At 53.5% G+C, this 21,697-nt stretch carries 16 protein-coding genes and 3 pseudogenes; 12 read left to right on the top strand and 7 right to left on the bottom strand.

Annotated elements, in window-relative coordinates; all coding sequences use genetic code 11:
• Positions 1 to 10: 10 nt before the first annotated feature.
• Positions 11 to 1,357, bottom strand: coding sequence for a GumC family protein (locus BLR13_RS29280; protein ID WP_074816639.1), 1,347 nt, complete (start codon positions 1,355 to 1,357; stop codon positions 11 to 13).
• A 266-nt stretch (positions 1,358 to 1,623) separates the two neighbouring features.
• Here BLR13_RS29280 and BLR13_RS29275 point away from each other — a divergent pair, with 266 nt between their 5' ends.
• The 3 genes from BLR13_RS29275 to BLR13_RS29265 all read left to right on the top strand — a co-directional run bounded on the left by BLR13_RS29275 (position 1,624) and on the right by BLR13_RS29265 (position 4,420).
• Positions 1,624 to 2,460 (top strand): ExeA family protein, encoded by an 837-nt coding sequence (locus tag BLR13_RS29275; RefSeq protein WP_074816641.1) that lies wholly within the window; start codon positions 1,624 to 1,626, stop codon positions 2,458 to 2,460.
• 108 nt (positions 2,461 to 2,568) lie between these two features.
• Entirely contained in the window at positions 2,569 to 3,153 is a 585-nt protein-coding gene (locus BLR13_RS29270) for a polysaccharide biosynthesis/export family protein (protein ID WP_074816644.1), read from the top strand.
• Between the two features lie 31 nt (positions 3,154 to 3,184).
• Positions 3,185 to 4,420 (top strand): hypothetical protein, encoded by a 1,236-nt coding sequence (locus BLR13_RS29265; protein ID WP_083387548.1) that lies wholly within the window; start codon positions 3,185 to 3,187, stop codon positions 4,418 to 4,420.
• Positions 4,421 to 4,423: 3 nt separating this feature from the next.
• Here BLR13_RS29265 and BLR13_RS29260 read toward each other — a convergent pair whose 3' ends face one another.
• The 3 genes from BLR13_RS29260 to BLR13_RS41985 all read right to left on the bottom strand — a co-directional run bounded on the left by BLR13_RS29260 (position 4,424) and on the right by BLR13_RS41985 (position 8,779).
• Complete coding sequence (locus tag BLR13_RS29260; protein WP_074816647.1) at positions 4,424 to 6,808, bottom strand: tetratricopeptide repeat protein; 2,385 nt, start codon at positions 6,806 to 6,808, stop codon at positions 4,424 to 4,426.
• A gap of 61 nt (positions 6,809 to 6,869) precedes the next feature.
• Positions 6,870 to 8,039 (bottom strand): WecB/TagA/CpsF family glycosyltransferase, encoded by a 1,170-nt coding sequence (locus BLR13_RS29255; RefSeq protein WP_074816650.1) that lies wholly within the window; start codon positions 8,037 to 8,039, stop codon positions 6,870 to 6,872.
• 284 nt (positions 8,040 to 8,323) lie between these two features.
• Positions 8,324 to 8,779, bottom strand: coding sequence for a hypothetical protein (locus BLR13_RS41985; RefSeq protein ID WP_244524958.1), 456 nt, complete (start codon positions 8,777 to 8,779; stop codon positions 8,324 to 8,326).
• 312 nt (positions 8,780 to 9,091) lie between these two features.
• Between BLR13_RS41985 and BLR13_RS29245 the strand changes: the two genes are divergently transcribed.
• The 5 genes from BLR13_RS29245 (at position 9,092) to BLR13_RS29225 (ending at position 15,598) form a co-directional block, all read left to right on the top strand.
• Entirely contained in the window at positions 9,092 to 10,129 is a 1,038-nt protein-coding gene (locus tag BLR13_RS29245) for a glycosyltransferase (RefSeq protein ID WP_083387549.1), read from the top strand.
• Positions 10,126 to 12,303: a Gfo/Idh/MocA family oxidoreductase gene (locus BLR13_RS29240; RefSeq protein WP_074816656.1), complete on the top strand. Its 2,178-nt coding sequence runs from the start codon at positions 10,126 to 10,128 to the stop codon at positions 12,301 to 12,303. The genes BLR13_RS29245 and BLR13_RS29240 overlap by 4 nt, the downstream gene beginning before the upstream one ends.
• A complete protein-coding gene (locus BLR13_RS29235; protein WP_083387550.1) occupies positions 12,300 to 13,514 on the top strand; it encodes a glycosyltransferase family 4 protein in 1,215 nt (404 codons plus the stop codon). The genes BLR13_RS29240 and BLR13_RS29235 overlap by 4 nt, the downstream gene beginning before the upstream one ends.
• Positions 13,515 to 13,583: 69 nt before the next feature.
• Positions 13,584 to 14,645: a glycosyltransferase 61 family protein gene (locus BLR13_RS29230; protein WP_074816662.1), complete on the top strand. Its 1,062-nt coding sequence runs from the start codon at positions 13,584 to 13,586 to the stop codon at positions 14,643 to 14,645.
• Positions 14,646 to 14,887: 242 nt separating this feature from the next.
• Positions 14,888 to 15,598: an FkbM family methyltransferase gene (locus BLR13_RS29225; protein WP_074816665.1), complete on the top strand. Its 711-nt coding sequence runs from the start codon at positions 14,888 to 14,890 to the stop codon at positions 15,596 to 15,598.
• A gap of 108 nt (positions 15,599 to 15,706) precedes the next feature.
• Here the strand turns inward: BLR13_RS29225 and BLR13_RS29220 are convergent.
• Positions 15,707 to 16,806 (bottom strand): IS3 family transposase gene (locus BLR13_RS29220; RefSeq protein WP_091976806.1). Its coding sequence is split into 2 segments (ribosomal slippage): positions 15,707 to 16,554 and positions 16,554 to 16,806, totalling 1,101 coding nucleotides; the frame shifts between segments, so codons are not numbered across the junction.
• Positions 16,807 to 16,905: 99 nt separating this feature from the next.
• Here BLR13_RS29220 and BLR13_RS29215 point away from each other — a divergent pair.
• The 4 genes and pseudogenes from BLR13_RS29215 to BLR13_RS29200 form a co-directional block, all read left to right on the top strand.
• Positions 16,906 to 17,142 (top strand): annotated as a pseudogene (locus tag BLR13_RS29215) (transposase); the annotation flags it as partial.
• A 48-nt stretch (positions 17,143 to 17,190) separates the two neighbouring features.
• Positions 17,191 to 17,429, top strand: a pseudogene (gene tnpB / locus BLR13_RS29210) (IS66 family insertion sequence element accessory protein TnpB).
• A gap of 585 nt (positions 17,430 to 18,014) precedes the next feature.
• Complete coding sequence (locus tag BLR13_RS29205; protein WP_074816674.1) at positions 18,015 to 19,046, top strand: acyltransferase family protein; 1,032 nt, start codon at positions 18,015 to 18,017, stop codon at positions 19,044 to 19,046.
• A gap of 1 nt (position 19,047) precedes the next feature.
• A pseudogene (locus BLR13_RS29200) lies at positions 19,048 to 19,384 on the top strand (transposase domain-containing protein); the annotation flags it as partial.
• 28 nt (positions 19,385 to 19,412) lie between these two features.
• Here BLR13_RS29200 and BLR13_RS29195 read toward each other — a convergent pair.
• Together BLR13_RS29195 and BLR13_RS40620 are read right to left on the bottom strand one after the other, a co-directional pair.
• Positions 19,413 to 20,786, bottom strand: a complete 1,374-nt coding sequence (locus BLR13_RS29195; protein ID WP_074816677.1) for an oligosaccharide flippase family protein — start codon at positions 20,784 to 20,786, stop codon at positions 19,413 to 19,415.
• A gap of 77 nt (positions 20,787 to 20,863) precedes the next feature.
• Positions 20,864 to 21,604, bottom strand: a complete 741-nt coding sequence (locus tag BLR13_RS40620; protein ID WP_074816681.1) for a glycosyltransferase family 25 protein — start codon at positions 21,602 to 21,604, stop codon at positions 20,864 to 20,866.
• Positions 21,605 to 21,697: the final 93 nt, after the last annotated feature.

Raw genomic sequence — 21,697 nt, 5'->3', positions numbered from 1 at the left:
TCTCCCAGAATTACCGAAACAGACCAACCCGAGCCTTGGCGATCATCAGATCAAGTGGCGGCAGGAAAAAATACGCGCCAGCCAGCACGCAGCCGAACAAAATCACCGATACAAGAACGAAAAGCAGCATGCGCCGCTTGCGCCGACGTACCTCGGCTGACGTGATGATGTAGGGGATTGAGACGACAAGCTTACTGTCAACGATGCTGAAAATATCGCTGCTTCGTCGAATTCCCTTGTCCGCAATTTCAGCCACAAAAGTCAAACCAGCCCCCGCAGCGAGAGCAAGCAGGATTGCAATGGCTGCTACCTTGGGTCGCTTGGGTTTAATCGGTTCCTGAGGAACTGTCGGCTGCTCGATAATTTCGAGCTTTTCGGACTGCTGATCCCTTTCGAGATTTTCGCCAACGCGCGCCGCGGCAAGTTTGGTCGTGGCCACCTCGAGGTTCTTCTGCAAAGCTTCTTGCTGCGCCAAAAGTGCTTCAATGCTGGCTGAAGCGTTGGGATCGGCACTGACCACGGGAGGCGCGACCGACTTCTCCATTGCTTCGATTTGTCTTTTCAACGATTGGATCAGGGGATGCTTTTCCGAATAAAGCGCTCCCTTTTGTACAAGCTCCGCCTTGAGCTGACCGAGCATTGTTGTTGGCTGGTCGGTACCGCCACTCGAAGCTGGCTTACCCTGAGATAGCCGCAGTTGAGCAATCCGAGCGTCCAGGGCCGCGTTGTCAGCCTGAAGCTTTTGCACCTCACGCGACAGAAACTTGGTGGTGTCGGTCGCCCGACTGGTACGGTCTCGCAAATCCTCGTTTAAAATGCGCGTCATCAACTCGTTTGCGACACGCGCCGCAACAGCAGCATCCTCGTACTCAAATCCAACAGAAAAAACGATCGTGGGATTTTCGAGTGCAGCCCGCGTGCGCTGTTTGAAGTCCAACTGAAGCTCGACTGGCGCAATTTTGATCTGATTCTTGAAAAGCTCGACAAGCTCGGTCACCGACATCAACGTTCGCTTATCGGGAAACAACTGATACTTGTCGGCTATCGCGATCAAATTATCCCTGGTCATCGTCCTTTGCTGGATGACCTGAATGCGCTCTTGCGCGGCGTTGGTCACCGTTGGACGCACCAGCTCTGAGGGGATCTGCTGCGACTGAACCAGGATCTTGCCTTCGGACAAGTAGGTCGGAGGCCATAACAGGGCCGCGGCAACGCCGGCGGCAGAAATTGTGACGAAGGGAATAACGAAATAGGGCCAACGCCGTTTGAACAATTGCCAATAGAAAGCTGGCCGCAGAAGGTGGCTGCGATCCTCGTGCACCTCAAAACTATCTTCAAAGTCTACTTTTTGCAGCATGTTGACCACGCATCTCCGCTCAAGGCTTGCAAGGTCCGTACCATTGCGATTTGACTGCGAATGGTCGCCTCAATTCGCAGCGATCTTAGCATCCCGTTGAAATTCGATTTAATGATTTTTTATGAACAGACGCAGAATTGGATTTCAATCTTAATGGTTCCAAGGCTCCGGTTCCGTTTACATAGATGGAAGAAACTCCGCCGGGACACTAAGTATGTCCCTGAAGTTGCGATATAGTTCAGTGGTCGCCCGATTAAGGAATATCGATGTACGAGGCATTTTATCAGCTGCGGGAGAAGCCATTTTCGATCCTGCCAGACCCTGATTTGATCTACTGGGGGAAAATGCACTCGATGGCGTTCACGATGCTGGAATTCGGCGTCATGAATAATGCGGGGTTCACCGTTATCACGGGCGAAATCGGGTCGGGAAAAACAACGCTCGTCCGGCATTTGCTCAAAAAGATCAGCCCACAGATTACGGTCGGACTGATCTCAAATTCCCCGCAGGGACGCCAGGAGCTGCTGCAATGGATTCTGATGTCTCTAGGTCAATCATTTGAAGGTGATTACCCACGTCTTTTCAAGCAGTTACAAGACTATTTGTATGGCCAGTACGCCAATGGGCGCAGGACGATTCTAATTATCGACGAAGCCCAAAACCTCGAGCCCGAGGCACTCGAACATTTGCGGATGATTTCCAACATCAACGCCGATAAATTCCAAATCCTGCAACTCATTCTCGTCGGACAGCCGCAGCTGCGGGACCTGCTTCTTGCCCCCAAGCTGCATCAGTTCGCGCAACGGATATCGTCCGACTTTCATCTTCGGCCGCTGGATGAACGAGAGGTCGCCAACTACATCGCCTTCCGCCTGAAGGCTGTTGGGTCACCTCGCCCGCTGTTTACCAAGGAAGCCTGCGCGCTGATTGCGTCGGCCAGCGGCGGGATTCCACGCATGATTAACGTTCTGTGCGACACTGCCCTCGTCTATGGCTTTGCTAACGACCAGAAAGTCATTTCCGATCAGATAGTTAGAGATGTAATTGCAGACAAGCAACAGTACAGTATTTTTCCAGTTAAGCAGGTCGCCCGAGTTCCTTAAGTTATTGTAACCTATTAATAGAGTCGGCAGGCCTAAAGCCTTGTCCGAGCTGAAAGCCAGCTGTCACGGCTGCGTGACCACAAGCCTATGTTCGATGGGGGATGAGCGATGCGGATCCTGTTTATTTTATTTTGCCTGTGCATCTGCATGTCCGGAGCTAATGCCCAAACCCTGAAGTCGGGCGATAATTTGAGCATCTCGGTCCTGCAGGATTCCAAGCTCGACCGTAACGTAGTTGTCGATCCCAGCGGCGAGATTGCTTTTCCCCTAGCGGGCCATATTCGCGCGCGCGGTCTGACCCCGCAGGCGCTAGAGAACATTCTGAAAGATAAGCTGAAGGGCAACTACAAGGACGACAACCTGGATGTCACCGTTGCGGTCGCCAACTCGCCCAAGGACATTCCAGAGGAGGATCTCAAGCCAAAGATCTTCATCACCGGTGAGGTCATAAGGCCCGGGTCATATGTGGTTCGGCAGCCTACCACCCTGATGCAGGCAATTGCGCTGGCCGGCGGCATCGGCCCGTTTGCGGCAAAGCGCAAAATCCAGGTCAGGCGCCGCGCCCCGGGCGGGGACGAGACCATCTTCATGTTCGACTATCGTGCATACGAAAAAGGCGATGGCCTCGAAGGCAACATCAGATTGCGCGCCGGCGACGTCATCATGGTTCCAGAGCGGGGCTTGTTCGACTAGAAATTAGCAGATCATTAGAGGCAAAGACGCTGTGAAGAGAACTGCTATAGCAGTCTCGGTATGCTTTGGCCTCGCGCCATCAGCAGCGTCGGCGTTTGACTGGTCAATCAAGGCGACCGAAAGCGAAACGGTCGAGCTCAATAGCAACCAGTTCCTGAAATCTTCACCCGCAGGTTCCGTCGGGTCTTATTCCACGATTACGACAAACGCGGAGGCGCGAACCCCGACATCGAAGTTTGATTTTGACGCCGACGGAAGCTACCGAAAATACTGGGGACCCGGTGTAGAAGGCGTCGCTTCAGAATCGTTGAATTATGGCTTCAGGGGTCGCTATGAGGCAACGGAAAAGGGTAGATTCGATAAAGAGTTTGTAGAGAGTGCATGGAGACAACAAAGCACTTCCCTCGCTTTGCTGAATGATTTCGGCGTAGCAACCCGGGCCACCGGATATATTGATACCCTAAGGGTCGCCGGCGGGATCGACCGATCGGTCACGGCACGCGATACCATCAGCTTGTTCGCCACTTCTACCCGCACCTCTTATGAACCTTCCAGCGGCGGCTTACCCTTCACCGACACGTTGGCCCGCGGAAGCTGGAGGCACAATGTAAGCTCCATCACAACCCTGACCGCATCGTCCGAAGCGGAACTGCTAGATTATGATAATGCATCTAAAACCCATGTTCAGATCTATCGCAATCAGGTCGGCGTGGATGCGACACTGTCCGCCGTGCTTTCGTTTCGGATTAACGCAGGTGCGGCTTATCTCACCACGCAGGGCGCCGTAACAGGGTCACCCTTGATCGGCGGCTCTGGGGCCTCTAACGCTGCCGTTACAGACTGGATTGGCGACGCCGTCCTCACGTATAAGGTTCTCAAAAATACTACCTTGGCCGTCACTGCGAGCCAATCGATTGGGCCAAGCGTAGTAGGCTCGCTTTTCAAACGAGATACGGTCGACGCAACTCTTAGCCAAACAATAAACGCGCAATCGTCGCTATCCATGTCAGCAAGCGTCAGCAGACAGATCGGAACGACTACGACTGATTATGCATCGGCGTCGATGACCTATAGTTATAATTTCATTCGCGATTGGACTGCTTCGCTTACCTACCGTTATCAGCATCGGTTCGCGAGCACGGGAGGCACGACGATCATCGATCCCACCACCGGTTTTCCCACTGTTTCCGGAATAGGTCCTGCAGACTCCAACAGCATCATGGTCGTGGTTTCAAATAGCTTTACGATCCTACCGCGCGGAAATTAGCAGCTATTTCATTGCTGCACTGATGCTTTCCTTCAGAGCAGTTCCATCCGGCTCGAGGCTCAAAGCAGTCTTAAGTTGCTCTGCAGCCTTTTCGGGCTCGCCCGCAGCCTTGTAACTCATGCCGAGATGATAATGGAGCGCCGCGAGATCAGGCAGTTTGGCCGCGGCAGCTTCCAGCGTCCCAATCGCGCCTTTGTAATCACCTTTTCTATATTGAGCCCAACCCCACGTATCCTGAAACTGCGGGACAGTCGCGTTCTTCAGCAAATCTGCCAACGAAAAAGCCCGGTCCAGGCTTTCTTTGTCAGAGCGATAGTCCAGCAACAGGCTCACCAGGTTATTGACCGCAACGGCTGAGTTCGGCTGGTCCTTCAAAATAGACTCATACTGCGAAATCGCGGCGTCGTGATTGCCCTTCTGAATTTGGATTCCTGCCGAAGAGAGTTTCAAGTTCACATTGGTCGGAAGCTCCTTCAGCCCCGCCTGCAAAACGTTGTCAGCAGCATCATAGTTTTTCTGACGAATATACAGGTCCGACAACGCCGCATAGCCCACGGGGTCCTTCGGTTGCTTTGTGATCGCGTCCTTGAAATTTTGAATCGCGTCTTGGTCCTTGTTTTGCGTGAGCTTGGCCTGCCCCAGCATCACAAGGATCTGCGAGTTAGTCGGAAATTTATTGTTCATATCCTGCAAGAGCGTGACTGCTTTGTCAGGCTTGCCCTGTTTGACATATGCGGACACCAGCGAGACAACTGGTTGAACGGCATCCGGCGCGGCCTGATGGGCATCTTCCAATGCCACAATGCTCTCATCGATTTTATTCTGTCCGGCCAGAGCTGATGCGCGGATTTGGTCCGACAGCGCGCGGCCGTCGCTCAACTTTCCAATCGTATCAGCAACCGTCAGCGCACCCGTCCAGTTCTGGCGAGACAACCTCAGCTGCGCCAACGAAGACAGAACTTGAAGATTGTTGGGGTAACGACCAGACACATCCGTCAAGACGTCTTCCGCATGCGAGGCGTCGCCCCGGCGCTGCAAGAAACCAACATATCGAAGAGCAACGTCGGGATTCGAGTTGGACGACTTCAATGCGTCCGCATACTGCCGATCAGCCAACTCGTTTTTCCCGCCGCGCTCATAGGCTACGGCGAGCAGCATAAGAAGTTCAGGGGATTTCGGTTGATCATTGAGCGCTTCGCGCAGATCGGACACCGCGCCATCGACATCAGACTTGTCAATCTTAATGGCAGCGCGAAGCCTCAGAGCACCCGCATTTCTGCGATCTTGCTTGATCACTTCCGCTATGAGCGGCTCGGCCGCTGCAACGTTTGCTTTACTCATGTAGAGTTCAGCGAGCTTGAGCTGAGCAATCGACTTACGGTCAGGCGTCGCCGCACCGTTAGCAAGCGTCTTCAACAGCTCCGTAGCCTCGTCGATCTTGTTTTGCCGAATATTGAGTTCCGACAAAGCGACCTGGTATTCGAATATGTCTCCACCGGCCTTGATGCGATTTTCAAGCTCGGTTCGGGCAACATCGGGGCCTTTCGCTAGATTGAGAAAACGAACCAGATCAAGTCCCAGTTTTGTGTTCGTCGGATCAGCCGAAACCCTTCCCCTGAACTCCTTCTCAGCCTCGTCAAATCGCCGCTGCGCAATCAGAAGCTGAATGAGCTGCGTCCGGTAGGCTGGCTCTTTTGGATTGAGAGCTATTACTTTTCGGAGGAGGCTTTCAGCTTTCGCCAAGTCGCCTTTTTTGGCGTAGGCCTGCATCTTCTGCAGCGAAATTCGAGCTTCGTCCTTGGGCTCAATGGTTATTGAATCCAAAAGCTTTAAAGCGCCGTCAGCGTCACCATCCGCCAACTTCTTTGATGCGAGCAAGCTGACGGCGTCCACATTGGCTGGGTCTATCTCAAAGGCCCGCTGAGCCTCTCGTACCGCGCTGGCAGCGTCTTTATCCTTCAGAAAAACAACCGCACGCAGTGCATGTAGCTCAGCGTTGGGCTTGTCTTCGTTCGCAGCCTCAAGGACCTTAAGCGCGGCTTCCGCAGCGCCGCCGCCAATCATGATACGGGCAAGCTTCAGCCTTGCGTCCAAATCTTTGGGGTCGAGCTCGACGATCCGTCGCAAATCCAGGAAAAGCGATTGGGCTTTTGTGCGCTCATCAATGCCGGCCAGCGCTTTCCACACTTCGACCTTGTCACTCTTGTATTTTACAGCCTGCAGGAGCTCTTTGCGTGCTTCCAGGTCGTCTTTCTTTTCAATGAGAGCCATACCCCTCCCATAGTACTTCTGCGCGTTTTGATCGGGCGAGCCGCAGCCGGCTACAAGTGTCACCAGCCCAAGCGCAAACGCGAGATCCGCTCGGAAGAATTTAATCCACGGCTTCATCTTTTCAACCCTGTTTAAGCTAACTCGATATGCGTTTGGCAAGTGCTGAGGAAACTCCGCGCTATCCTATTTCCTGCGATAGCAAGAACTCAAATCTGTTGAGGCGGAATATTCGTCGCACCAGGGGAGTGACGCCTATAAACCGCAGTCTCTGCCCACGACGACCAAGCTCCTTGGATAGCATCAAGAACAAGCCGAAAAATCTCGCGTCGACGTGCCCCGTCCTTGAGAGATCGAGAATTATCTGCTTACCGCTATTCAGAGCATTACGGAAGGGCTTGATTGCGCCTTCGACATCGGCCGCAACTGCTCCACCGACCAGGTGGATCGTGACGGACTCGTCACTCTGCTGGCTATCAAGAAACAATCTAGCCACGCTTCGCATCCGCCATCCGCGGACCATCAAGGGCAACACGCTGCTGACGAAGAGTTTCAGCAGCGCCTTCCCGTCGTTCCAATAGCGGCGCCAAAGATAGGGCTCTTCTTTGATGCGCCATAGCCATTCAAAGCCGGTGCTTCTAAGTATCAGTGGCGCTCTCCGAACCGTTCCAGCCTCGAAGTTGATCGTCGCGCCAAACTGAGCGCGAATGGGAACATCAAGACTTAGATGATTGTGCAGCAGCCACCCTTGGGCCTTTTCGGCACCAAAGAACACTGCGATCAAATCGGCATGGCTGGCGTTGATCGCCCCAATAATTTCAGGCGAACTCATCTCGTCGATGGTGCCAAAGCCGGGGTTCAGAAAGCCAACGCATTCGAGCCCTCCTTTCTCAGCATTTAATTTCGCACCAACCGCAGCCGCCAATCCTTCGGCGCCACCCAGCAAAAAGACTTTGAGCCGGCGACGAATGCCGCTTGTCGACTTAAGCCTGCCAAACAAATCGCTTCCCGCAATTCTCTCATGGATTGGAATGCCCAGCAATTTCGCCATCCAAATCAGCGGCATGCCGTCCGCGAGACAGAGATCACTGAGCAGCATAGAGTCACGGAACTCGCCATTTGTCTGACTTTTGATCAAAAAGTTTACATTGGGAGTCGAAATGAGAAATGGCGAGGCGCCTTGTGCAGCGGCATCAATCAAATGGATCAAAGTTGAAAAATCGATCGCGTCCAAAGGCACGCCTAAAAGCCCAAAGACATTTCGCGACAGGTCATCAGCCGGATCCATCGCGCGGTGGGGCGCGGTGGTCGACTTGACCACGTCGTTTCGAACTAAATCTAAATCGGGCATGCGCAAAGCTCTGGACACTTCTGTTCCTTACAAATTCGTTTTAAACTACATTCCGCAGGAGACGTCCGTGAAATCTCATGAATAAAGAGGCGTTATCGATCTACTACGAATTCGTTAAGGCGTAAAACTGATTTAATTCGTGTGATTAATTTCGGGCATTTTGACGGGGTTCCAAGTGGTTGACCTCGGTTCTGACCCGGACTCACACGAATAGAGCGACTTGACGGGAGAACGACGGCAAGATTGGGGGGGGGGGACAGTCGGCACGGCATTTACCTTCTGCATTAACCCCATTTTTGGGTTAGTGCCGACCGCACGAATCGGGCGAACAGAATTTTACTATTTTTGCTCATCTTTCGGATCGAATAGACACAGTGGAACAACAGTTGAACCAGATCAGTGCCGAGGTCCCCGATTGGACGAGAGAGATCCCGGAGCATTTTTGGGATCCCGGACGAAAACTTCTCCTTACCATCCGAAAGTATCAATTCTGGCAAAGCCGTGGCGGGATTCTTGGCCTGTGGTACTGCAAAATTCTGGTTGTTCGTCACCGGTTCTGGAGCATCGTTACGGGTGCGGATATCCCGCTTACTTGCCAAATTGGGGGGGGGCTTCTTATCCCCCATCCGAACGGCATCGTCATTCATCCTAGCGCGAAAATCGGTGTAAATTGCCTTATCTTCCACCAGGTGACGCTCGGCAGCCGTAACGCGGGTGGAGTTCCCGAGATTGGAGGCCACGTCGACATTGGCGCGGGAGCAAAGATCCTGGGACCAATAACAATTGGGGCCCATGCTAGGATCGGAGCTAACGCGGTGGTGATCACCAACGTCGAGCCGAATGGGGTTGCGAGGGGATATCCCGGTGGAATTCACCACGCTCACCGGTAGTGCGTTCGCTCGCTTTTGTTCGTGATAGCTATGGCTTTGATCCATCTGAGCCGGCAAATTCGCTCACTGATCAAGTGTTTCTGCCGTTGCATTTCCGGATCGAATTGGTGGTTGTATAGCGGCGTGCCAAGCCGCCGTATCCAGCTGTTATAAGAGAGCATTTTGCAGACGAGCGAGAGTATCAACCAGAGGTCCGGCTCAAAGTCTGGAAAGTTCGGCGTTGTGGTCATCGGACGCAACGAGGGCCAGCGGCTAATCACCTGCCTGCGCTCGATGTCAACGGCAGCGATGGTGGTTTACGTCGATTCGAACTCAACGGATGGATCAGTGCAGGCGGCGCAAGAACTGGGCGCCGACGTCGTCGAGCTCGATCTTAGCATTCCCTTCACCGCCGCACGCGCGCGCAATGCTGGCTTTTCCCGCCTTCTGACGATCGGTCCCGATCTCAGTTACATTCAGTTTGTGGACGGCGACTGCGAACTCGCGGCCGGATGGCCAAACGCTGCCACCGCATTCCTCGATCGTCAGACAGACGTCGCGGCCGTGTGCGGTAGGCTCAGGGAGCGATACCCCGATCAATCGGTTTACAACTGGCTTTGCGACATTGAGTGGGATCGCCCGACCGGTGAAGTGCGTGCCTTTGCCGGCAACGTGATGGTGCGCGCTCAGGTGCTGAAGGCCGTAGGCGGTTACCGAGAAGATGTCATCGCAGCTGAAGAAGACGAGTTATGCGTGCGTCTTCGACAGGCGAACTGGCGGATTTGGCGGCTAGCGGACGAAATGGCCCTGCACGATGCCGCGATGCTGCACTTCGGACAATGGTGGAAAAGAGCGCGCCGCGCCGGATACGCTTTTGCGCAAGGCAGCCATCTCCATGGATCACTGCCCGAGCGTCACTTCGTTCGAGAGGCGCGGCGAGCCATGGTATGGGGACTGTTGCTGCCCCTCATCTGTTTCCTTGCGATGATTGCGTTTCCGCGCTTCGGATGGATTGCTTGGCTGGTCTATCCGATGCAATTTGCGAGACTTAGCATCAATAACCCGGGGTCTCTCGCGGACCGCGTGCGACTGGCCTTCTTCCAGATTCTTGCACGTTTTCCGGAAGGACTTGGCCTTGCGGGGTTCTGGCGTAATCGGCTGTTGCATCGCCGCCCCGAGCTCATCGAACACAAGCAGATTACAAGAAGCAGGAATGCATGACCGATAATTTAGTCAATCGGGGACCAGCCATTAGCGGTCCCATCCGAACTGCCATCGTCGGAACCGGATATATCGCAGAATTTCATGCACGTGCGATCCGCGAGGTCGCCGATGTGCAACTCGTTGCGACATGCGACGCCAATCTCGGACGCGCCAAGGCCTTTGCCGGAGGCTGGAACATTCCGCTTGCGTTTGATTCGCTTTCGAAAATGCTGCAGGAGACGCGGATTGATTGCGTACACATCCTGACCCCGCCCGATCTGCATTTCTCGCTCGCCAAGACCGCCCTGGAGGCCGGCGTTCACGTCTTTTTGGAAAAGCCGATGTGCACGTCCACCGCGGAGGCGGACGAGCTGGTAAGGCTCGCGGCGGAACGCGGCCTCTATGTCGGGGTCAGCCACAATTTCTTGTTTTCGGCGGCATTTCAGCGCCTGCGCGAAGCCGTACACTCGGGAAAGCTCGGACTGATTGATCACATTACTATCAATCATTTCTATGAGTTGGGTCAGATCCGCTTTGGTCCCTTCGATAATTGGATGCTGCGCAACCCGGGAAATGTCATTCTCGAAACCGGCCCCCATCTGGTGTCCGCGCTCTTGGATCTTGCAGGCCCCCCCGAGGCGCTTTCCGTTAGGGCCGACCGCAAGATAGCCTTGCCGAACGGCGCCGAAATCTATCGGCGCTGGCGCGTGCGGACGACGGCGGGCCGTACGGCGATCGATCTCAACGTCAACTTCGCGCCGGGCTTCCCGCAACGAACCATCTATGTCCGGGGACTGTTCGGATCGGCGCTGCTGGATTTTGACGCCGACACCTGCGTGATCGACCAGCGGACGCCGCTGGATGTGGATTTCGACCGTTTCAAGCGTAGCCGCGCTATCGCGCGCCAGATGCGCACGCAGGCCCTCTCGGTCCTGGCCCGCTATGGGCTTGGCAAACTGAAGCTGATGCGGCGCGGCAATCCGTACCAGAATTCGATCCAGGACAGTACTGCCGCATTTTATGCGACCATCCGAAACGGACAGCCGCTCGATGGCCGCATTGCCGGCAGCACCGGCCGCGATGTCATCGAACATTGCGTGGGAATCATCGAGGCGTCCGCCATCGATAAGTCTGCGACCATATGTGACCAACTGCGTGCCGATCGCCCCGCCCTCGCCGCCAAACCGACGGTCCTGGTTCTCGGCGGCGCCGGCTTCATCGGCAAGGAGCTGATACGGCATCTTCTTGCTGCCGGTTACTGCGTCCGGGCCATGGTGCGCGGCTCGCCATTGCCGCTGGATGAATTCCGGTCCGACCACTTCGAGGTCGTTCGCGGCGACATCGGCACCCGGGCCGACCTCGAGCGCGCAATGCCGGGAATTGAATTCGTCTATCATCTGGCACATGCGCAATGTAAGACGTGGGATGAATATCTCGCCAAGGATGTCGAGCCAACCAGGCTGGTCGGCGAGGTTTGTCTCGCTGCAGGCGTCAAACGGCTGATCTACACCGGCACGATCGATTCCTATTATGCCGGCGCCAAGGCCGGCACTATCACCGAGGCAATGCCGCTCGATCCCGAAATTCGACGGCGCAACTACTACGCTCGCGCTAAGGCCGTGGCCGAGGACATCCTGGCCGATATGAGCCGGAACCGACAGTTGCCGCTCGTCATTCTCCGGCCTGGTATAGTGATCGGCCGCGGCGGCAATCCCTTTCACTGGGGCGTCGGGCGCTTTTCCGAAAATGTGTGCGAAGTATGGGGAGATGGGCGCAACAAGCTCCCGTTCGTGCTGGTGACGGACGTCGCCGCGGCGCTCGTCAAGTCCATCCAGGTCCCCGGCATTGAAGGCAAGAGCTACAATTTGATCGATGAACCACTACTCTCAGCACGAGACTATTTGCAGGAGCTGGAGCAGCGCGGCGACCTGACGCTTTCGGTCATCTATCAGCCGATCTGGAAGTTCTACCTCGCTGATTTGGCGAAATGGGCGATCAAGGTTCTGGTGAAGCATCCAGATCGGTTCCGCAAGCCGAGCTACGCCGACTGGGAATCACGGACGCAGAAAGCCTATTTCGACTGCGCGCGCACACGGACCGAACTCGATTGGAACCCGGCATCCGATCGTAAGCGGATGTTCGACGAGGGCATTCGCGTGGCTTTGGAGCCGTGGTTGGAGGCGACTAGATGAACCGAGAGTTACGACTGTTCACAGCGCTAGGGCCGGGCGACATTGTTGGCGCGCGCAGGAAGCAGCTGAACGGTACCATTATCAACGAAACGAGCATAGCATTTTCAGAGCAATTATTAGCGTACTGCCGAAGCCGAAACATCAGAACGCTTGCAATTTCGTCCAACGGGCAAGCCGACCGGCTAGATGATGAAACAATTACTCTGGAAAATAGACCCAAACCATTTCAAGGTCGAGGGGGATTTCGCTTCCACCTGTCCCAGCTTTTTTATGGCGTCTCTCTCGCTTTAAGTGCTCACCGATTCAAAGCAGATATCGCGCTCATAGATTCGGGAACGACCCACTATTTTGTTCTCAGCATATTTCGACTTCTCGGCATCCGAGTTGCTGTCAACCTGCACAATGTGCTGTGGCCTTGTGGATTTCCACCTAAGAGCTTCACCGCGCGGACCATCCAACAGCTTAATGGTCTATTCTTTCGTTACGCGGCTTCGGGGGCCGTTGGCGTTTCTCCGGAATGTGAACGACAAGTTCTCGCTGAATCACGGAATGCGATACCTTTTTATCAATACCGCTGCCAGTTCAGTCGCGATGGTTTCGTGCTATCGCGACCCTACCAATCCGGAACATTTCGGATCGTCTTTGCTGGTCGGGCTGAGGAAAATAAGGGCTTGTTGGACATCACACGGATCGCCGCCGCATTGCGGACGAGCTCACCGGTCAAAGTCGTCTTCGATGTCTGTGGGGACGGGCCGGCAATTCCCGAGCTCAATAAAATGATAGAGAAAGATCGATTGAGCGATGTGGTAAAGGTTCACGGTCGGCTCGAGCGGGACGCCCTGCTCGCGGTCTATACTGCATCCCATGCCGCTATCGTTCCTACCCGAAGCAATTTCACGGAGGGGATGCCGCAGGTGTGCGCCGAAGCTATATTATCGGGCCTCCCCGTGATCACCAGTCAACTAGCAAATGCTTTCGACGTAATCGGACCTGCTACGGTGCGCGCCGAACCAGACGACACCGAAAGTTATGTTAAATCGATCCTATCATTGATCAACGACCCGTTACTCTATGCCAATCTAAGAAACGCATGTTCCCAACTGTCACAGCAGTTTCTCGATCCGACCCAGTCATATCCGGCAGCCGTCGATCGCTTACTCCGGAGCATTCTCGCAAACGATGATCGCATCGATAGATATGAACTTTTATAGGTCTTGGTTGGCAGCCCCCAGGCAACGACTGACAGAAACGGGACTTAGAGCTCAAGGAGAAACGGTGGGATGAGACTCTCCCGATACAGTTTTTTGCCGATCAGTGCACGACTAAAGGCAATTTTTGGAGCATCGATCTCAGTTCAAGACAGAGCAATCGAGAAGGTTCAGCTTGCCGCTGCAGACGAAAGTCCCACTCTGCCGGCTGTCGCTCTACCCAATGAATTCAGCCGCGTGCTGGATGTCGAACCAAATTCAACCTTCGATCGCGAGAACGGCTATATCAGCTCTACCCGCCTAGCCCACGGCCCGACAATAGCTTACAAACTTGCCGACGCGATTTTGGCCGATCACACACTTTATTGTGCTGGCAGTTATTCGGTTTACCGTAAGGCCAAGAAGCGTCCGATATTAGCGGAGCCATATGAACAGGTGGACGAAGGGCAACTATGCTCCTATGCCCCTTCAAATATATATTTTGGTCATTGGCTGCGCGACGCACTGGCAATGGAATTGCTTGCTGAAACTCGAGGCCTGCCACCACTAAGTTTTCGACGCAAGCCGTGGCTCCACGAACCGGGCTACCGTGAGATGGTGAGCCTTCCCGGTTCACCAGTGACTTTTGCGCATGTACGACGCCTCTGGATAGTCGACGATCTAGGGCTCAATGCAAGCTGGGTCGCTCGTTTTCAAGAGCTCCGACGACGCGTTCAACGTTCGACAGGGCTTGACGGTCCAAGTCACGTGTTTTTAGCTCGAGGGACCACGGGCACCTCACGAGAACTTGTGAATACGTCAACATTGATGGAATATTTGGTCGCTCGCGGATTTTCTATCGTTGAACCCGAGAAACTCTCACCGCGGGAGATTGTTAAGGCATTAGCGAGCGCTAAGATCGTTGTGTCTGTCGAAGGATCGGCGTTAAATCATGCCCACTACGCCGTTCCTGAAAAATCAGGCGTGCTCGTAATTCAACCACCCGAACGTTTTAATGCATTCCACAAGGTCCTGCTGGATTTTAACAACATTAGATTTGGATATGTTGTTGGAGAGCGCGCACTTGGTGGGTTCACCCTTGCGCCAGAGCGCTTGCTTCGTACTTTAGACCTTCTTGAAACAATCGTGGGATAGCTTATTGCCTGTGACCTGCTCCCCTGAAACGCCCCGATTTTGAATTAGACCGCGCGAAACACTCGCCGCCGAGCATATTGCGAACCTGGTTTATGATTCCACGAAGAGGGTTGAAGGAAGGCGCAACGCGGGGTAGCGTTGGATAGCCCCTAAGGAGAACCGAACTATGCACAGTCGTTTTCGGTTTGTTCAAAATTCTATAACACGCACTGTTGGCTTTCGGCGATCGAAGCGTAAGACTCATGCTTGAACGGTTCAAAATAGCGATCAAAACCGCCCTCCATGCTACAAACCTCCGCCCGATGTATTTCGGCTCCAATTTTTTCGACGACGTCCGGATCAGACTCCCCGGTCAACGGCTAGGAACAGTTTTCGATGTCGGCGCTAACCAAGGACAATCGGCCGCCGAGTTCAGACGGAAGTTTCCAACCGCTGAAATACACTGCTTTGAACCAAATCCGGATTGTTGCCGGACGCTTGAATCAATGGATCCCAAATTAAACGTCCATCAGATCGCTCTGGGTAACGAGACTGGGCGGATAGGATTTGATCGCAGCAATTCACAATCGGAAATGTACACAGTGACCGAAGGGCCGGCGAGCGAGCAAGTTGAACTCGACACGCTCGATAATTTCGTAAGCAAGAACGGCATTGAGCACATCGATTTTTTGAAAATCGATACTGAAGGCTATGACCTGAATGTGATCCGTGGAGCATCTAGGATGTTCGAGGCCTTCAATGTCGATATTATCCAGGCCGAAGTTTCAATGAACTCGGACAATACATTTCACGTTCCATTTGTTTGTGTACATAAAGAAATGGAGCAGTTTGGCTATCGCTTGTTCGGGATTTACGAGCAAGTTTTTGAGTGGGGAAAGAATGCTCCCTATCTGAGGCGATCAAATGTTGTCTACATTGCCCCTAAGGTTTGGAAGTCCAATAAGCTCTATTGAGCTTGACATGCTCCCCGAAACGCGCCCGGTTTTGAAGTTAGGGTTCTGTTCTCCTGAAGTGCTCCCCAAAACTCGGCCAGTTTGAACTGGAATTTTCCGGGGTTAGGCTCATGCCGGCGGGGGCGCCGATGAGCCATTCAACAGCGATATCGGCGCCTTGTTGCCGATCGCGCTGTGGGGCCGGACTTCGTTGTAGTCTCTACGCCAATCCTCCATTTTCTGCCGTGCGTCGTCAAGGCTCAGGAACCAGTGCGTGTTCAGACATTCGCTTCTGAACTTGCCGTTGAAGGATTCGATGAAGCTGTTGTCGGTCGGCTTGCCCGGCCGCGAAAAATCCAGCACGACACCCTTCTGGTAAGCCCAGATATCGAGATCGCGGGAGATAAACTCCGATCCCTGATCGACGCTGATCGTCTTGGGATAACCAACGGTATTGCAGATGCGCTCCAAGGTCAGCACGACATCCTCGCCTCGATAGCTGAAGCGCGGATCGACGGCTGGCGAGAAGCGACTGAAGGTGTCCAGGATCGTGAGCACACGGATCTTGCGGCCGGTGGCGAGCTGGTCATGAACAAAGTCCATTGCCCAGGTCTCGTTGATCTGGCGTGCTTCCGTCCTATCCTCGCGCAGCTTGGCCTTGACGCGACGCTTCGGCGTTTTGTTGCGCAATTGCAGGCTTAACTCCCGATAAAGACGATAGACACGCTTGACGTTGATGGCCCAGCCGTCACGTTGCAGCAGGACATGGACCCGGCGATATCCGTATCTCACCCGCGTCTCGCAGATGTCCTTGATCCGACCTTTGAGAGCGGCCTGGTCGCCGCGCTTCGACTTGTAGACGTAAAGTGCGCGATCGATCCGAAGGGCCGAGCAGGCCCGCCTGATCGAGACCTTCCAGTCACTTCGCACCTTGTCGACAAGCTCGCGCTTGCGGCCAGGCCTCAGAGCTTTTTTGAGAGCACATCCTGCAGCATGGCCTTGTCCAACGACAGGTCGGCGACAATCCGCTTCAGCTTGCTGTTCTCCTCCTCGAGCTGACGCAGCCGCTTCATCTCTGAGGGCAACAAGCCCGCATACTTCTTCCGCCAGTTGTAAAACGTCGCCTCGCTGATCCCGGCCTTGCGGCAGACCTCCGCCACTGCCGAGCCAGCTTCAGCCTGCTTCAAAACGAATGCGATCTGCGCCTCTGAAAACTTCGATGCCTTCATGGAACTCTCCTCGTCCCCGTCAGGGGATCATAATTGGAAAATTCCAGTTCAAACTGGCCTAATTTGGCGGGGGCACGTCACTCCACGAAGAGACAGACGATACGTAAAGGCCGGTTCACAAAGGGCAGATCATTAAGGTCTTGAAGGAACACGCTGCCGGGATGTCGGCAAGCGATCCGTGCCGGAAGCATGGCATCAGCGACGCGACGTTCTACAAGTGGCGGTCGCGCTATGGCGGGATGGAGAATCCGATGCCCGCAGCTGAAGGGCCTGGAAGAAGAGAACCGGAAGCTAAAGTTGCTGGCGGAATCGACGCTGGATGAATCAATGTATCGACGCTGTACGGGTCTGGATTGCGAGCGGCCACACTGACATGCGCAAGGCATGCAGGGCTTGTCGTTATTGGTGCAGGAGGGACTTGGCCGCGATCCGTTCGCAGGCGACGTCTTCGTGTTCCGCGGTCGCGCTGGTTCGTTGATTAAAGCCCTGTGGCATGACGGGATCGGACTGTCGCTTTACCCAAGCGGTTCGACCGTGGACGGTTTGTCTGGCCGGCGACGGTGGATGGTGTGGTCGCGCTGAGTGCGGCGCAGATGAGCTATTTGCTGGAGGCGATCGACTGAAGAAATCCGTACACACCTGGCGGCTGCAGAGCGCCGGATAGGCACAAAAGATGTTCTGAGCAGCAGAAGAAAGTCAACGCAAATCGCTGATTTTATGATTCCATCAGCGTGGAAGGCCATGAGGGATGATCGCGATCGCTATTATCCCGTCATCCCTTCCAGCGCCTGTGCAGGTGGGCATCGCCCTCACCATCGCCGCGCTATTTATTTTCTTAGGGCACGTCTCATATCTATCAGTCGAGCGTCCATTCCGTAGACTTATCACGTCTTTTGACATCTAGTGCTTCTCACCGTTCGGTCACACCATGAGTCACGACTCTAACTAAGATGAAGCTACTTGACATGATTTTGCTATCAGTCTTTGTGGCTATGGTTTTCGCCGTTCACGCCTGGGTCATTTACGATACCGAGGGCTTCTTCTCTTAGGGGTGCCGTAGCCCCTTGAAGGGGGGAGACAACGTCGGGTAGCGTGGAGGAATTCGGCAACAATATTTAGGCACAGCAGTATTCTTCTTTTTATTTTTTAGATGCTGCCGTTAAAAAGACAACCGGAAGCGCCAAATCGAAAGGCGCGTCGCATTGGGGATGATGAAACACAATAACAACTTCGGTCTATTGAGGTTAATTCTCGCCACCCTCGTCCTCGTATCACACTCCTCAGAAATGATCGATGGTAACCGCTCGCGCGAATTGCTGATGCAATTCGGCGGGCGGATGACGTTTGGGGAGTGGGCCGTCGATGGCTTCTTTATTGTAAGCGGCTACCTCGTCCTCAAAAGCTTTGAGAATTCTGCTTCAGTTTTTAGCTATTTGCGGAAGCGAGCTTTACGAATATATCCCGGGTTTATTTTTTGCGCAGTTATCATAACAGCGTTTAGCCCGCTGGTCGGATCGCTTGTTCTTCAATGGTCGTGGAAGGATTACGTTCGTGCCTTGATCAGCATCTCGACGTTGAGCTTGCCTGGATCGACGGAGGCATATCCTCAGCTCCCCTTCCATTCTCTCAACGGATCTGCATGGTCGATCACCTACGAGTTCCGCTGCTATCTTATGGTGATTTTTCTGGGGCTGGCCAGCCTCTACCGATGGCGACTATTCTTTGCACTTTTCACGGCGGCACTGCTGGTTAGCCACGAGGCGTCATGGCCAACGTATGTCGGGCCTCTTGCCAAGCTGATCGGGTACCCCCAGCTCTTCATACGAATGGCTGGCATGTTTTGTGTAGGCAGTTGCTTCTATGTATTTAGAGACGATATCAGATTCAACAAATGGTTCGCCATCGCGGCGACGATTGGCCTTGTTGGATCTGTTTTTCTCCCATTTCAGGAGTCCGTCTTCGCAATTTTTGGCGGCTATCTGATATTCTGGTTTGCTCTATGTTTTCAATCGGAGACACTGTCTCGGATCAACAATGAGAACGACATTTCCTACGGAACTTATCTGTATGCGTGGCCGATCTCGGGATATCTAATTTATTTCTTCTCGATCGGGTCGCCGCTTTTGCTGTTCTCTATCGCCCTACCGTTGTCGTTTATGGCGGGTTTTTTAAGCTGGCATCTGATAGAAAAGCATTTTCTAAAAACCAAACTTCATGCGTCTCAGGCAGCCACCACTTGACGCGTTCTTACGTTTTCACAATTACTGTCTGTCCAACAACGCCGTAGAGCGCGGCGTGCGCGGTATCGCCCTGGGAAGAAAATCTTTGTTCTGCGGTTCCGACCGAGGCGGCGAGCGGGCCGCGGTGATGTACAGCCTGATCCGTCACAGCCAAAATGAACGATATTGATCCGCAGGCCTGGCTCGCCGATGTCCTGGCTCGCATCGCCGAGCATCCCGTCCAAAAATTAGAAGAGCTCCTACACTGGAATTGGCGCCAGCTCAACGTCAGAAACCGTCAGGCGGCTCGACGGTTATATGTCGCGAGCAATCCACCCGCGGTCCTCACCGGGTGCTAACCTCTTCACAAAGCAACACGCCGCCTAATCACGCCTGAAGCAAATTCGTCAGACAATAACCGAACCCCCATCCTATCGGCCACGCAGCTAGAACTGACACTTCTAAAAAGAGATTGTTCAATCCATGCTTACTATTGAACCAGAAAATTAGCGGCAAAGTTAGGAGCGGATGGCAAGCAACACCGAGCACCGCTCCATTAAAACCAAAGAACGAGTAGAGCATCGGCACCAATAGAAACAACGATGCTGCCCGAACAGCATTGACAATTGACTGATACTTGGGGAAGCCTAGGGCTAAATAGACATAAATCACAATATTGTATCGAGAAAATAGAAGGCCAAGTGACAACAAACTGAGTACACTTCCAGCCGAGGAATACCGAGCGTCATATAAGAACGCGACAATCGAAGGGCCTGCTGCGAAGAGGAAGCCCGCCAACGCTATAAAAACAACGTCAAATGGCGCGCGCATGCGCCAAAAGAGACGAGGTAACCTCTGAGGTTCAGACCGAGCGATTTCGCTCAAGGCCGGCATAGACACGCTTCCAAACAGTCGCGCTGCAACACTATCAAAGACATTGGTAAGAGCGAACGCAATCGAATAATAGCCAAGCATCGCCGGCGTTGCCCATGCGCCCAAGAGCAATCGATCGCCATTCGTCGCCAGGACATAAAACAAAGAAGAAACAAAAACCCATCTTCCAAAACGCGCAAACTCTGAAAGAGCCTCTCTATCCCAAGCGATACGATCGCGACGCCCTTTCAACCAAGCGTGACTCAAAGTTGTCGACGTCAGAGACGAGAAAAGACCACTCGCAACGAACGACCAAACAGAACCTGTTAGCCAACTCAAACCAATAGCGAGGCATAAGCTAGAGATTTGTGCTATCATCTCAATAATTGTAATGTGCTTCAGATCAATTGCGCGATTTGCACTGACGCCCTTCATGGATTGAAATCCATTAATAACAGCCGAGAAAGATACCGCGAAAACCATTGCAGGCAGGATAGAGTTTGCATAAACCGAATTTGGAGAAAACAGCGTCCAAGCTTCTGCAACGCGCAATCCTAGCGAAGCAATTATGCAAGCAGCCCAAATTAGAAGGCCGCGCAAAATTTGAAGCGTCCATGCAGTGTCTAGAAAGGAATGTCTCTCACCGTTAGGACTCTGTATAACTGCTTGTCGTAACCCGATGTCCGCCAAGAGCGCCACGATTACGTGAATCACGCCCGCAACCGCCATGATTCCGAATGCATCCGGAGCCATTAAGCGAGCGAGTATTAAGTTACCACCTAGCCGGAATAGATTTCCTGTAAATTGGCCAATTAGAACCCAGCTTGCCGCCTTGGCAAAGCGTCTCTTCAATGAAGCGCGCGGATTGTGAGGGGAGCTATATTTCACTCAGTAGCTCGCTTTTTTGCCGCTCACTTGACTTTTAATTTGCAACGGTGACACGACCACATTCTCTCTACTTCAAGTTACTTTTGTGGAAGCCAACCTTTACGCCACAACTCATCTCTTATCACCCTAGCTCCTCTTACAGCATAGCGTGTGATCGAGCTCTTATCGTACCACAACTGGCTATTCAAACTGCTCTGAGATCCCCTTTGCACTGAAAGACACGGAGACGAAATAAGGCAAATCATGTCAGGATAACGCTTTCGAAACAGGGTGAAAGTAGCATCGATATACATCCTGCCGCCGTCAGGATGTCCCGCCGGATGAAGAAGGGTGTCCCGCATGTATTGTATCAGTCGAGGCATGACCCTGCGATGAAGCAAATAGCAATGAGCCCAAATGAAAGGGCCGGAATACCTAACGAGGCCGGAAGTAGAGTCCTGAAGACCTGTTGATATAGAATGACCGACGAAACACATATCCCAAGCGTCGCTACTTAACGCGTCAACGAGATTCGATTGAGTGGCGCGAAAGCGATCACTGAAAATCGCATCGTCTTCTAGCACTAGCAAAGTCTCAAGGCCGTCGTGGTAAGCACTTTCGATAATTTCGAGATGGCTCAAGAAATTTCCGTGAACCCCACGAGAATGAAAGCCGTTTGCATCATCTGGCATGGGCGGCGCTGGGAACATGATCTTTGGATTGTCGATCTCGATACCTGCGCGCAATAATTCCTCGCCCAAGGCTCGATAGCGGTCAAGCCGGTCGGGCAAATGAATAATTGCAATTCGGTCAACGTAATCAAATAGCGTGCGGTCCATCGAAACTCTCCTGAGTTAGTCGAACGTTGTAAATCACTAAACTCAGCGGCCTACCGGCAAATTGGTGTGCCTTACCGAAATTAATCTGGAATT

It is taken from the genome of Bradyrhizobium ottawaense (assembly GCF_900099825.1).
GTDB lineage: Bacteria > Pseudomonadota > Alphaproteobacteria > Rhizobiales > Xanthobacteraceae > Bradyrhizobium > Bradyrhizobium ottawaense_A.
The sequence above is the reverse complement of the archived record's forward strand: the minus strand, read 5'-3'. Positions and strand labels throughout refer to the sequence as shown.

What these genes read in the sequence shown, in the direction of transcription:
- BLR13_RS29280 (WP_074816639.1), bottom strand. Translation starts at nt 1,357, where the DNA reads ATGCTGCAAAAAGTAGACTTTGAAGATAGTTTTGAGGTGCACGAGGAT.
- BLR13_RS29275 (WP_074816641.1), top strand. Translation starts at nt 1,624, where the DNA reads ATGTACGAGGCATTTTATCAGCTGCGGGAGAAGCCATTTTCGATCCTG.
- BLR13_RS29270 (WP_074816644.1), top strand. Translation starts at nt 2,569, where the DNA reads ATGCGGATCCTGTTTATTTTATTTTGCCTGTGCATCTGCATGTCCGGA.
- BLR13_RS29260 (WP_074816647.1), bottom strand. Translation starts at nt 6,808, where the DNA reads ATGAAGCCGTGGATTAAATTCTTCCGAGCGGATCTCGCGTTTGCGCTT.
- BLR13_RS29255 (WP_074816650.1), bottom strand. Translation starts at nt 8,039, where the DNA reads ATGCCCGATTTAGATTTAGTTCGAAACGACGTGGTCAAGTCGACCACC.
- BLR13_RS29240 (WP_074816656.1), top strand. Translation starts at nt 10,126, where the DNA reads ATGACCGATAATTTAGTCAATCGGGGACCAGCCATTAGCGGTCCCATC.
- BLR13_RS29235 (WP_083387550.1), top strand. Translation starts at nt 12,300, where the DNA reads ATGAACCGAGAGTTACGACTGTTCACAGCGCTAGGGCCGGGCGACATT.
- BLR13_RS29230 (WP_074816662.1), top strand. Translation starts at nt 13,584, where the DNA reads ATGAGACTCTCCCGATACAGTTTTTTGCCGATCAGTGCACGACTAAAG.
- BLR13_RS29225 (WP_074816665.1), top strand. Translation starts at nt 14,888, where the DNA reads ATGCTTGAACGGTTCAAAATAGCGATCAAAACCGCCCTCCATGCTACA.
- BLR13_RS29205 (WP_074816674.1), top strand. Translation starts at nt 18,015, where the DNA reads ATGATGAAACACAATAACAACTTCGGTCTATTGAGGTTAATTCTCGCC.
- BLR13_RS40620 (WP_074816681.1), bottom strand. Translation starts at nt 21,604, where the DNA reads ATGGACCGCACGCTATTTGATTACGTTGACCGAATTGCAATTATTCAT.